The organism is Polyangiaceae bacterium (assembly GCA_016715885.1).
Lineage (GTDB): Bacteria > Myxococcota_A > Polyangia > Polyangiales > Polyangiaceae > Polyangium.
The window spans coordinates 1,068,899-1,081,945 of the sequence record JADJXL010000025.1; the positions used below are offsets into that span (position 1 = coordinate 1,068,899).

At 60.1% G+C, this 13,047-nt stretch carries 10 protein-coding genes; 9 read left to right on the top strand and 1 reads right to left on the bottom strand.

What is annotated here, in order from left to right; genetic code table 11:
* Positions 1–54: 54 nt before the first annotated feature.
* On the bottom strand, positions 55–2,370 hold the full coding sequence (locus IPM54_39235; protein ID MBK9265811.1) for a UvrD-helicase domain-containing protein: 2,316 nt from the start codon (positions 2,368–2,370) through the stop codon (positions 55–57).
* A gap of 210 nt (positions 2,371–2,580) precedes the next feature.
* Here IPM54_39235 and IPM54_39240 point away from each other — a divergent pair, with 210 nt between their 5' ends.
* The 9 genes from IPM54_39240 (at position 2,581) to IPM54_39280 (ending at position 13,006) form a co-directional block, all read left to right on the top strand.
* The gene (locus IPM54_39240; GenBank protein MBK9265812.1) at positions 2,581–4,722 is read left to right on the top strand and encodes an ATP-grasp domain-containing protein; all 2,142 of its coding nucleotides are present in this window, start codon (positions 2,581–2,583) and stop codon (positions 4,720–4,722) included.
* 71 nt (positions 4,723–4,793) lie between these two features.
* Complete coding sequence (locus IPM54_39245) at positions 4,794–6,131, top strand: serine/threonine protein kinase (GenBank protein MBK9265813.1); 1,338 nt, start codon at positions 4,794–4,796, stop codon at positions 6,129–6,131.
* A gap of 81 nt (positions 6,132–6,212) precedes the next feature.
* A complete protein-coding gene (locus IPM54_39250) occupies positions 6,213–7,148 on the top strand; it encodes a hypothetical protein (protein ID MBK9265814.1) in 936 nt (311 codons plus the stop codon).
* A 70-nt stretch (positions 7,149–7,218) separates the two neighbouring features.
* Positions 7,219–8,685, top strand: a complete 1,467-nt coding sequence (locus IPM54_39255; protein MBK9265815.1) for a protein kinase — start codon at positions 7,219–7,221, stop codon at positions 8,683–8,685.
* A 136-nt stretch (positions 8,686–8,821) separates the two neighbouring features.
* Positions 8,822–9,574, top strand: a complete 753-nt coding sequence (locus IPM54_39260; GenBank protein ID MBK9265816.1) for a hypothetical protein — start codon at positions 8,822–8,824, stop codon at positions 9,572–9,574.
* 329 nt (positions 9,575–9,903) lie between these two features.
* The gene (locus tag IPM54_39265) at positions 9,904–10,329 is read left to right on the top strand and encodes a hypothetical protein (GenBank protein ID MBK9265817.1); all 426 of its coding nucleotides are present in this window, start codon (positions 9,904–9,906) and stop codon (positions 10,327–10,329) included.
* An 87-nt stretch (positions 10,330–10,416) separates the two neighbouring features.
* The gene (locus IPM54_39270) at positions 10,417–11,298 is read left to right on the top strand and encodes a hypothetical protein (GenBank protein ID MBK9265818.1); all 882 of its coding nucleotides are present in this window, start codon (positions 10,417–10,419) and stop codon (positions 11,296–11,298) included.
* Positions 11,295–12,164: an ABC transporter ATP-binding protein gene (locus IPM54_39275; protein MBK9265819.1), complete on the top strand. Its 870-nt coding sequence runs from the start codon at positions 11,295–11,297 to the stop codon at positions 12,162–12,164. The genes IPM54_39270 and IPM54_39275 overlap by 4 nt, the downstream gene beginning before the upstream one ends.
* Positions 12,161–13,006, top strand: coding sequence for a hypothetical protein (locus IPM54_39280; protein MBK9265820.1), 846 nt, complete (start codon positions 12,161–12,163; stop codon positions 13,004–13,006). The genes IPM54_39275 and IPM54_39280 overlap by 4 nt, the downstream gene beginning before the upstream one ends.
* Positions 13,007–13,047: the final 41 nt, after the last annotated feature.

Here is a 13,047-nt window from a genome sequence, read left to right on the forward strand (position 1 = left end):
GACAGAAGAACGAACGTCACGTCACGGACGCAAATTCGAGCACACTTGCAGCATTCATTCCGTACGCAAGAACGCAGCTTTGATGCGCTTGACGCCCCAGCCGGAAAAACGCACGGTCGCGATGGGATCGTCACCCGGATCCACTTCGACAATCACACCCACACCGAATTTTTCGTGCATGACGCGCGCCCCGCGCAAAAGGCCGCCTTCTCCCGAAGAATCGAACGCCTCTCGTTCGACGTAACGTTCCCCCGCAGGTCGCGCCGGTAGCGCCGCCGCAGGCGCTCGATTTGCCGCAGCCGGGACACCTTGACGATCCATCGGATGCGACCACGTGCCTCGAGCGCGTTCGGGAGCTGCGCGAGATACATCCCGCCATTGCAATTCGCTCGCCGCCGCAGGCGTCAGGATGGCTTGCACGGCACCATTCGGAAAGTCAGCCAAAAATCGGCTTGGTACGCCAAAACGAGTGTTGCCGAAGATCATCCGCCGCTTGGCATGCGTCACGTGAAGCCGTTCGCGAGCACGCGTGACCGCGACATACGCCAATCGTCGCTCCTCCTCCATGTCTTCATTGCGCCTTGGATCGGGACTCTTGAACGGAAAAATTTCGTCTTCCATTCCGGTAATGAACACGGAATCGAATTCGAGCCCCTTGGCGGCATGAACCGTCATCATGGAAACGCGCGGAGCGTCTTCCATCGAATCGATGTCGCTCGAGAGCGTCACGCGTTCGAGATAACCTGAAAGATTGCCGATTTGTCCTGCTGCCGCTGCTTCGGCTTCATAATCGAGAATCGAACCGATGAGCTCTTGCAGGTTTTGCTTTCGCGCATCGCTCTCGGCGCTGTCGTCTTCGTCGAGCATCCGAGCATAGCCGGTGATATCGAGCGTTTCGCGAGCGATTTGGCTGGGAGGAGCCGTGGCCGCTTTTTCGCGCAATCGTTCGATGATGTCGCGAAATCCCATGAGAGCCTTCTTCGCAGCTCCCGCAAGACCTCCGCGTTCGACCAGTGGAACGATGGCGTCGTAAAGCGTTACGCCAAGGGCATTGGCAGCATGCGTGAGTTTGTCGACGGTCGTTTGCCCAATTTTCCGCGAAGGGACGTTGATGATTCGCTCGAGATCGACGTCGCTCCGCGGATTGTCGATGATACGCAAATACGAGAGCAGATCCTTGACCTCGGCGCGTTCGAAAAAGCGCATGCCTCCAATGATTTGATACGGAATGCGTTCGGCGCGAAGAACTTCTTCGAGAACGCGTGATTGAGCGTGCACGCGGTAAAAAATCGCGATTTCGCCGAGAGCAATGCCAGCAGCTTCGAGCTCGCGAACGCGTTCGGCTACCCAAGCCGCTTCGTCGTGCTCATTTTGAGCCGCGACGACCACGATCGCATCGCCGGAATCCCGCGCCGTCCAGATCTCCTTGGGCTCGCGATCCTTCGCAGGTTTGATGACGCCGAGCGCCGTCGAAACGATGTTTCCGACCGAGCGATAGTTTTGCTCGAGCTTGACGATGGTCGTATCGGGAAAGTCGCGGCGAAAGTTGCGCACGATGCGTACGTCCGCGCCACGCCAGCGATAGATGCTCTGATCGTCGTCCCCGACGACACATAAATTGCGGCTCGCAGCAAGCGCCCTGACGAGCCGATATTGAACTTGGTTGACGTCTTGAAATTCGTCGACGAGCACATGGCGAAAGCGCGCCCGCAGCTCGTCGCCCACCATGCTCTGCTCGTCCTCGGCAATGTGCAGCACGCGGAGAATGAGGTCGTCGAAGTCGACGGCATTGGCCTTGCGAAGGTACTTTTCGTAGCCCTCGTAGACTTTGATGATCACGTCGTCGAAAAATCCTTGGGACTCAAACGAATCGGGGCCGCGACCTTCTTGCTTTTCGCGGTGAATGCGCGAAAGGACTTGACGAGGCGGGTAGCGTTTTTCGTCGAGGCTGAGCTCTTTGAGGACGCGGGTGACGACGGCGCGTTGATCGGAATCGTCGTAGATGACGAAATTGCGTTCGAGGCCTGCGGCATCGTGGAAGCGGCGCAAGAGGCGTGCGCAGGTTGCGTGAAACGTGCCGATCCAAAGCTCTTTGGCGATTTCATCGCCCACGAGCGAAGCGACGCGGCGGCGCATTTCACCGGCCGCTTTGTTGGTGAAAGTGACCGCGAGGATTCGGAATGGCGGAACGTGATGGCAAGCGAGCAAATTGGCGATGCGGTAGGTGATGACGCGCGTCTTGCCGCTGCCGGCGCCCGCGAAGACGACAATTGGCCCGTCGACGTGGGCGACGGCGCGGGCCTGAGGCTCGTTCAGCTCGTCCGCCGGCTGGGGGATTGCCGGCTGGGGGAATGCCACGATTTCGGTCACGACGGTCGCCGTAGCACGTGCCTCGGCGCGTGGGGAGTCCTCACCGCTTGACACGCGTACAGGCTACCATCATCACCCATCGCCGCCGGCATCACAGCTCCCTGCTTTCCCGCGAAAAACCTTCCTCCAGAACGCTTCCCGGCTGGAGCAGGGTAGTGTTTGTCCGATCGGAACACGCGCGGCGGTACCTTGACCTCGAGTGCCTCAACGATGCGCATCGCGCTTACCTACAACGTAAAAATCTCGGGCTCGCCCGACGAGGCGGAGTTCGACAGTCCAACTACCATCGACGCGATCGAAGACGCGCTCGTACGTGCAGGTCACGACGTCGAGCGGGTCGAGGTCGCAGGTCCTGCATCACGCGTGATCTCACGCCTCGAAAGCATCTCGCCAGACCTCGTGTTCAACACCGCCGAAGGTCTCAAGGGCAAGACGCGCGAGGCGTTTTACCCAGCCCTCTTCGACGAGCTCGGCTTTCCCTACACGGGATCCGATGCGTACACCCTCTGCACGACGCTCGACAAGATGCTCACCAAACGCACGCTCGCCGGCTACGGAGTCCCGACGCCGCGAGCGCGTCTCGTCACGCGCAGAGCGCTCGAAGCCGGAGCGCTCGACGACGTCACCTTTCCGGTGATCGTCAAGCCAAACTTCGAGGGTTCGTCCAAGGGTATTTCAAGCGACTTCAGCGTTTGCCAAAACACGCACGAATTGGCCGAAGTCGTCGAACGACAACTCGTTCGCTTCCCAGCAGGGCTCATCATCGAGCAATTTTTGCGAGGAATCGACATTTCCTGTTCGTTCGTCGCAGGTCTCGGTCGCGACGGCATCCTCGATCCCATCGAGTACGTCATCGCTCCCGCGTCCTCGAAGGAATACAACGTCTATGACTTTTACTTGAAGCACGTGCGCCCCGAGCACGTGACATTGCGCATCGCCGAGCTTCCCGGGCCGGTGCTCGACCGCATTCAGGATCTCTCTCAACGCGTCGTGAAGGCGCTCGACATTCAAGACCTGGGTCGATGCGGATTTCGTGTCGCGAAGAGCTCTTCAGCGAGCGGTTACGACGTGCACTTTCTCGAGGTGGATGCGCTTCCATCGCTTGATCCGAACGGGGGCATGTTCATCGCGACGCGCAAGAGCGGCACCGATTTCGACGGTGTCATTCGCTCGATCGTGCGAAGCGCATGCAAGCGGCGAGGGCTGCAACATCTCTTGGATGGTCAAGCGACGCGACGCGCGAAAAAAGCAGCTCTGCGCGTGGGTTTGACGTTCAACATGAAGCGTGACGGCGGTGATGCCGAAGCCGAGTTCGATTCACCGACGACGATCGCGGCCATCACGAGCGCGATCGAAAGCTTCGGGCACACCGTCATTCCGCTCGAGGCCAAGCCCGATCTGCCGCATCGACTGATGGCGGCGGGGCCCGATGTCGTCTTCAACATCGCCGAGGGCATTCGTGGACGCGGGCGCGAGGCGCAAGTGCCTGCGCTGCTCGAGCTGCTCGGCGTTCCCTATTCGGGCAGCGATCCGACGACGATGTCACTGTGTCTGGACAAGGGTTTGACCAAGCAGATCTTGCGTGCAGCGGGGATCGACACGCCCGAATGGCAAGTGCTCGTGACAGGCCGCGAGAAGCTCAAGCCGCTGCGTTATCCGGTGATTGTCAAGCCAAACGCCGAAGGGACGTCGAAAGGGATCACGGGTGCATCCGTCGTCGGCGACGAAGCGAGCGCGCGGGCAGCAGCCAAATTGATGGTGGAACGTTACGGCCAACCAGCGCTCGTCGAGGAGTACGTGGCGGGGCGCGAGTTCACCGTGGGACTGCTCGGAGAACGGCGGCCCAAAGTGCTTCCGCCCATGGAAGTGATCTTTGTCGAGCCCGGACAAACCCCCGTGTACGGATACGAAGAAAAACAGATGGGCACTACGAGAGTTCGCTTCGAGTGCCCAGCGGTGGTCACCACTGCCGAACAAAAACGCATCGAAAAGATCGCGCGCGACGCATTTGCGGCCCTGCATTGCCGAGACGTCGCACGCATCGATTTGCGCATGGCCAAAGACGGCACGGTGTACGTCATCGAGTGCAATCCGCTACCGGGCCTCACGCCCGACTTCAGCGACCTCTGCGTCATCGGCAAGGTCGCGAGCCTCGATTTTCGCACGCTCATCGGCGAAATCCTCGCCGGCTGCATCAAGCGTTACCGGAGTGGCCGGGCCGCGGCTGCATCCCCGTTTGCCTCCTCCGTCGCACCACTCGTCCACGCTGCGCCTCCCATCGCACAAGCTTCACCAACGCTCGCTGCCGCAGCCCCGACTGCGCACATGCCGGCAAAGCCCGCTGGCAACTGAGGCCGGCTCGACCCAAGTCGACACGGAACTTTCGTCCCACTGGCGCCTGCTTTAGAATCGGTAGGCCGCCTGTGAATTCTCACCCGCAAGCCCCCCCGAGCACTCGGCCGAGCCCCTGGACGGCCGGCACGGTGATCGCCGGGAAGTATCGGCTGGTCTCCCCCATCGGCGCCGGTGGAATGGGGCAGGTTTGGCGTGCCGAACACCTCTCGCTCGGGTCTTTGGTGGCCGTAAAGCTCGTCGATCTCGCGTCGTCACCGAACCCCCAAGAAACCTTGGCGCGGTTTCTTCACGAAGCCCGCGCAGCGGCGAGCATCAAACACGCAAACGTCGTGCAAACGCTCGATCACGGCGCGCAGGGCCACGTCGCGTACATCGTGATGGAGCTGCTCGAGGGCGTGAGCCTCGCCAAACGCCTCGAGAAAACGCGCGTCTTGCCGGTATCCGACGTCGTGCGCATCTTTCGCGAGATCGCGCGCGCGCTCGAAAAGGCGCACGCGCAAGGCATCGTCCATCGCGATCTCAAGCCCGAAAACGTCTTCATCGCGATCGAAGACGGACGCGAAGTCATCAAGCTCCTCGACTTCGGCATCGCGAAAACGAGCGACGGCGGCAAAGATCCGCACCTGAAGACGCAAGTCGGCACCGTCGTCGGAACGCCGTCGTACATGAGTCCCGAGCAGGTGCTCGGTCGGCCGCTCGACTACCGATCCGACCTTTGGCAGATCGCGATGATCGCATTCGAGTGCGTCACGGGTCAGCGAGCGTTCGCTGGCAACACGCTTGGCGAGCTGTTCATGCGCATCTGTACCGCCCCTCTGCCCATCCCGTCGCAAATCGCGCCGGGTGTGCCGATCGGGTTCGACGCGTGGTTTGCCCGTGCCGCAAACCGCGATCCCAATGGTCGCTTTCAATCCATCCGCGAGCTCGTCGAAACCCTTGCGCTGGTGCTCCTGCGAAGCGGTGCCGGAGGTCCTGCCACGGTGCCGCTCGGCGCAACGAAAGACACCGAGATCATGGATCCTCCCGCGCATGGCGCTGCGTGGTCGAGTGGTGCGTCGGGACAGCGCTCTGCGCGGCGCGCATTGACCATTGCGCTCGCCGTGTTGCCCATCCTTGCCGCCGGTGTTGCAGGTGCCGTGTGGATCGTCGCAGGCAGCCGAGACGACTCGAGTCCCGTGCCTGCTGCATCGGCCCAGGATCAGGGGTCGAACGCAGTGCCCGAAACATCCACGAAAACGCCACCAACGCCGGCGCCGACGCCGGCTGAACCGACGCCTGCCGCGAGCGCGACGAGCACGCTTACCGATGTTCAGGACGCCGGGGCCCCTTCCATGCAAAATGTTCCCGATGCCGGGAAGGGAACGAAGTTCGTCAAACCAAGAAAAGATCACGATCTCGGCTTCTGACTCGCGCGAAATGTTCAATCCTTTGGCGATGAAATGATTTCTCCGCTGCGGCGCCCTTCAAAAAACCGAGCTCGAACGACGATGGCGATCATCTTGGCCACGATCGTCACCGTCATGCCGCGCATCGCTACAGCTCAGGACTTCGCGACGCGCAGCGCCGCACGCAAGCTTGGTGAAGAAGGCATCGTGCTGTTCGAGAAGCAGCAGTTTGCCGAGGCGCTCGAAAAGTTCAACTTGGCCGAGCAGCTCGTGCCCGCGCCGACGCTCGGACTCCGTGCGGCCCGATGTCTCGTGCAACTCGGGCGGTTTGTCGAAGCATCCGAGCGGTATTTGGAGGTCACACGGATCGAGGTACCCAGGGCGCAAATGACGCCCGCTTTTCGCAAAGCGCAGGCCGACGCGCTGATCGAACGCGATCAGTTGCTGCCGCTCATCCCGACATTGACGATTGAAGTCACCGGACCGACGGGCGCAGGCGTAACGGTCTTCGTCGATGGCGAACAGATCCCCACCGCGCTCGTTGGACAAAAGCGTCCGATTGATCCCGGCGTTCACGAAGTCGAAGTTCGTCGCAAGGACACGCAGGTCAAAAAGAAGATCGACATCGTCGTCAAAGAGAACGAGAAGCTCAGGCTCGAACTGCCGCCGCTCCCCGAGGCGAAAGCTCCCGAAGTGGATCCGAAGCTTCAAGTGCTCGGATGGGTTGGTATCGGGGTTGGAGTAGGCGGAGCGCTCGCATTTGCCATCAATGGATCGCTTGCGGTGTCGAAGGAGCGCGACCTCATCGACAAGTGCCCCGATCGCCGCTGCCTTCCTGCATTTCACGCCGAAGCCAATACGTATGACATGCTGCGTTACGCCACCACCGCAGGCATCATCGCGAGCGTCGTGGGCGTCGGCGTCGGCCTTCCGCTGCTCATCACCAAGCCCCGTGTAAAAGCGAAAAAAGAAGCCGCTCTATTCACCGTCACGCCCATTCTCGGCCCGACCGCGGTGGGATTACGCGGCAGCTTCTGATCTGCGATCTCGTGCTCGACGGCTCAACCTCCTTTCTGCTCACGCCCGCGTTGAGTAAGCTATCGAGGCGATGGCCGTTTTGCGCCAGCAGGACAAGTCCGTGCAGCAGCAGGACAGGAAGTACGAGAAGGTTGCCGAGCTAGCTTCGGGCGGCATGGCGACCGTGTACTTCGGTCACGTGCGTGGTGCGGGCGGCTTCGAACGGCGCATCGCCATCAAGGAAATGCACGCGCACTTGGCGCGTCAGAGCGAGTTTGTCCGGATGTTCTTCGATGAAGCGCGTCTTGCTTCGCGCATTCATCACCCGAACGTCGTCGCAACGCTCGATATGGTCGAACGAGGCGGCACGCTCGCGCTCATCCTCGAGTACGTCGAAGGCCCATCGCTGCAGCAGATCACGAAATATTTGGCGGAGCGTGGAGGCACGATGCCGATCGACATCGCTCTGCGCATCTTCCTCGACATCCTTGCTGGACTGCATGCTGCGCACGAGCTCGTGGATGAAGAAGGTCGCTCGCTGAACCTCGTGCATCGCGACGTGTCTCCGCAAAACATGCTCGTGAGCACCGACGGCATCACGAAGATCACCGACTTCGGGATCGCTCGTGCCGAATCGCGCCTCTCGACGACACGCACCGGATCGGTGAAGGGCAAAGTGCCGTACATGTCGCCCGAGCAAGTGAAGTCGTTGCCGGTCGATCGTCGCACGGACGTGTATGCGGCCGGGGTCATCCTTTGGGAGATGCTCACGAGCCAGCGATTGGTGCAGGGCGAGACCGACGTGGCGATGATTTATCAGGTCACGGATCGCGAAGCGCCGCAGCCGCGCGAATGGAATCCCGCGATACCGGAGGAAGTGGCGAGCGCGTGTTTGAAGGCGCTCGAGAAGCGTGCCGAGAACAGGTTTGTCACGGCTGCGCAGTTCATGGAAGCGCTCGAGGATGCGGCGCAGGCGTCGATGATCATGCCTGCGACGCCGCGTGCCGTGGGCAACTACGTACGCGGGCTCGGCTTGCATCGGCCGGCCATCGAATTCGAGGCCGTATCGCGGCGGCGCACGCATGCCGAGCTTGTCGGGGACTCGCCTGAAAGCTCGGGCTCGACGAGCATGCTCACGGCCATCGGGGTGCCGCACGGGGTACTCGAGAGCCCCAGGCGGCCGATGGTGTTCGTCGGCATCGGCGCAGGCGCGGTTCTTTTGCTCGGCGGCATCATTTGGTTGGGAAGCCCGAGCTTCACCCCTGCACCTTCGGCCGCAACGACATCTCCGCCCGTCGTCACGGAAGCCGTGCCGGCGATCGCGCCGGCGCCTGTCGCGACAAACCCAGCGCCCGTTGATAGCAGCCCGACGACCGCGGCGACAGCGGCGCCGGAGGACGACTTGGTCATCGAGCCCGCCGCATCTGCTTCGGCGGCGCCGTCCGCTGCAGCGTCGGAGCAATCGCCGACGACCAAACCGAAGCCGCCGCCGACTCAGCCGATAGGGACTGCAAAGAAGAAGACGGGCAAAACGGGATACAATCCGCGCGGGTTGTGATTGCGCCGGGCTGAATGGCCGATTCGATATCCATGGTCGTAGATCCTAGATCATCGACCAGGTATTCTTTCGAATCTTGTATGTCGTTCCCGTTTGCTAGTACACTCCGCCTATACGCCTTTCGAAAGGACGCATCATGGCGGATCTCAACCTCGCAAAAGCTTTTGACAATCACATTGCCGCGGCCCGCGCATTACCAGCCGAACAAGTTCTTCCGTATCGGATCGATCCCGATCTGGCCATCGTCAATGTCATGACCGGTATGCAGGTCATTGCGACGCACGCGGCGGATATTCCTGTCCATTTGCCTCAGATGAATCTGGCGCATCTCCAATCCCTCGACGAGCTTGCCCGAGCGGTCCAATTTGCGGCCATTCGCGTCGAGAACGAAGTGCCCGAAGAGTCGCTCATCAAAGCCAAGCTCGGCCAAGCCAATGAAATTCGCAGCCGATTGCTTTCGGTTGCGAAGGGGCTCGCGGCCAATGGATTCATTCCGCAATCCGACGTCGACGTCATCATTGCGGGCCGAGGTCTTCGCGATCGCGCCAAGGATTGCGTGGCGCTTGCCGAGCTTTTTACGAAGTACGAGAAAGCCCTTGCGGGAAAACACCCCGTTACGCCGGCCCAAATTGCCGAAGCCTATGAAGTCGGCTCGTTCTTGACGACGCACCTGCGTCCCGTCAATGCACCGGCGAGCCCTTCAGCGGGCCCGTCGGCCATCGTCGACGATCGCAATCGATTGGCGACGCTCCTCGTGCAGCGTCACGCGAGGCTCCAAGTGGTGGGGCATTATTTTTACGACACGGATTGGGAGGAGCACGCCCCGCCGCTCAATTCGCGATCCGTGAAGCGCAAAGCGAAAACCGAATCCGAAGGCGCACCGGCATAGCGGTGTTTCTTGGTTGACGACGCGATCCCGTCATCACTTCAAAACACATTCTCGCATTCGCCCACATCACCGAAGCTCGGGTCAGAAACGTTTTGACTCGCGGGACGGTCGAGTGTCCTCCTTTGTAAAGCGTCTTTCACTTGATGACGCTTTGGTGGGCTTCACCTGGAAAAAAGTTGCGAACGAGGGACACTCGAGCGGGGCGCATCTGGAAAATTTTTGCAGGTTGGCGACGTCGGTATGCAAAAAGTTCTAAAGGTGTATTGAATGCGTGGTTCGTTGACCTATGAAGTTCGCGGCGCCTATCCTGATGCAGAAAGGCGACGAACATGCCCGAGCACTTCTTACGACATGCCTTGGTTTCGACTTTGGTACTCGGATCTTTCGGGGTACTTGCGGACGCGGCGCTTGCGCGGGACAAACCTGCGGTGCTCTACTCCTTCTCCTGCACGACGCCTGTGCTTGGTAGCGAACGGTGCGGGGACGCGAACCGCAACATTCGGCTTTATCCGGGACAACGGTTGAGCGTCGAGTGGGACTCGACTTCCAAGGAGGCTTGTATGACGTTCTACGTCATCCACGCCGTCTCGGGCAAGGCGCTCGGCCGCACGGACGAGTTGTGCAAGTGTCCAACGACGAGCGAAGGGGTTTGGGCCAACCCCAAGGACGAAGCGGTGGATGTCTATGTGACGGTCAGTTCCGATGTAACTTCGAATGTCCGGATCGGAGGCACGTACGTCGTCGATAAGCCTTGACGTGACGCGTCTGTCTAGACAAAGGTCGCACCGATGGATGGGTGGAGCGTGTTCGAGCGCGCTCCACACACGCTTGCAGGTTCGTGCATGACCAACCCGCTGCGAGAACATCTGCGTTTGTCCGCCATCGAGGTGAAACGCATCGTGCTGCGCAAGCACTTCCTGCTCGTCATCGCAGCGATGTTCGTGCTGTCGTACGACCGCATCTTTTGGCACAGGGGGCAAGGCGATCCGGCCGGGCTTTATGGACTCGCAGCCACTTCACGTATGATTAGCGGGATGGACGGCCTCGTCGCGGGCATCTCGAGTGCCGCTGCGTTGGCCGTGGACACGGAGGCCGGTTTCGTCGGGCTGGTCCTGAGCAGAAATGTGCGTCGCCGCGACTACATCCTGTACAAGGCGGTGGCCACCATAGCAGTCGCCGCACTGGCGACACTGATCCGGTACCTCTGGCTCATGGGAATGGGGGCGATCGTGCTGCCATGGGACGTGCCGGGCCTAAGCGGCTGTCTCGTGGAGGCTATTGAACCTACCGGGCAAATCAATTGCTCCATTCCATTACCTAATACGTTGGCGAGGGCCCCTGGTCCCTTTCCCGCATTGTTTCTTAGTCATCCCGTGCTCAACGATGTCATCTTGATCGTCCTGACAGCGTTGGGTACGGGCGTGTTCGCGTTGTTGGGACTGCTTGTGGCGGCCTGCCGAGGAAATACCTATCTGGCCATTGCGGTGCCATCGATCCTTCCCTTTGCTATCCCAATGGTCGTGCCAGATCAAGATCTCCATCATTGGCTCGATCCCACCCATGTCTTGTGCGTCCGAGGGGACTATTTCTGCATGCTTCCCGGTCTGGAATACCGTCTCGGAATTTGGTTTGCGTATTGGTTGGGATTGGCCATCGTTCTCATTGGCCTTTCCATCTTCGTCGCTGAAAAACGCGAATTGGCGCTGAAGGAGCATGGAGCATGACCGCTGTCGTGCAAACCGGCGGCCTTGGCAAGCGTTATGGCAAGCGCTGGGCGCTCGAAAACATCGAGCTCAGCATCGAAAAAGGCGAAATCGTCGGATTCATCGGCCCCAATGGCGCCGGAAAAACCACGCTCATTTCCATTCTCGCCGGCCTCATGCGACCCTCCGCAGGCACCGTGCACGTCGCGACCGATCGCATTGGCGTCATCTCCGATCGTTTTGGCTGCATCCCGCACCTGAGCGGACGCGCCAATCTCGAGCTCTTGGCCGACATTCAAAACAGGCAACCATCCGGCGGCATCGCGCAATGCCTATCCGCCGTGGGGCTCGATCCGAACGACAAGCGCCCCGTCAAATCGTATTCGCTCGGCATGCAGCAGCGCCTGATGATTGCTCAGGCGATGATCGTCGAGCCCGAATTGCTATTGCTCGACGAACCCACCAATGGCTTGGATCCCGAAGGCATCGTTCTTTTACGAAAATGGCTGCTCGAATTGTCCGAAAAAGGCGTGGCCATCTTTTTGGCGAGTCATCTGTTGACTGAAGTCGAGAAGTTGTGTCGTCGCGTCATTTTGGTCAATCACGGCAAAATCTTGAAAGAAATCAGGCTCGATGATACCGGCACGCCCGACGTGGGCATCGTGTTCTCCAGCCGAGCCGATTATGACAGGTTCAAGAACCTCGGGACGTATGAATTCCTCGACGACGTGAACGAGGGCAAAAGCGAACAACCGCGTATTCGCATTGCCGGCGTGGACGATCTGATGCCGCTCATGGAATGCATCGTCGCCGAACGAATAGCGGTCGAAGAAATTGGACGACAACGATTGTCCCTGGAACGCGCGTTCCTCGAGCTTTTGAAATGAATGCCCGTGGGAGCCTGCTTGCGCTCATCAAATACCACGTGGTCGCGTGCATCAGCACCGTACGCTGGCGTTTCGTGCCGCCCGTCTATTTGCTCGCGCTCATGTCCTTCATTGTGGACAAACGGCGTAACGTGTGGTGGAACCTCATGCCCTTGGGGGACGATGCCAACGTATGGGATGTCGCGCAATGGTTTTTGAATAATGTATTTTATGACGGTTTTCTCATTTTGCTCGGTTTCGCGCTGCTCGTCGAGGACGACATCGTACGCGGGCACAAGGACGGAACGCTCCGCTCGACGCTTCTGTTGAGCCGTTCGACACTGCGCTGGTGGTGTGCGAAGATCTTATCGATGGGCGTGCTTGCGCTTGCGTACATGAGCATCGTTTTCGTTGCGATCCTCGTCGCGTCGCTCGTGATGGGCATCCCAATGGGATTTCACGACAGCGGTGCGTCGATACGCCTCGCCGACATACCGATACAGCATCGTTGGTATACTCTGCCCGCGGGATGGTCGACGGTAGCGTACACCGCGTTTGCGGTGTTTTCATTGACGTTCACGATGTGGGTGATCGCGGTCGTGCACCAAGCGCTGTCGCTTTTCGTTTTTCCCAGCCGGCGCATTCCGTTTTTCGTATTTTTCGCGTGGCTGCTTGCGGGCTTCATGATTCAGCCCGCGGGTGGTGCATGGTGGGACGTACGATGGTTGCTCTATCCGGGTAAGTGTTTTGCCGAGTATGGGCGCGGCAGCATATCGATTCCCGTGTTTTTTGGCGTGATGACCACGGCGCTCGTGGGTGCAGCAGCGGCGGGGTATCGAAGGTTGCGACGCATGGACTTTTAGCGCAGGGGCAGGTTCGACCGCGCGGTCCCAGCGGGTCGCGA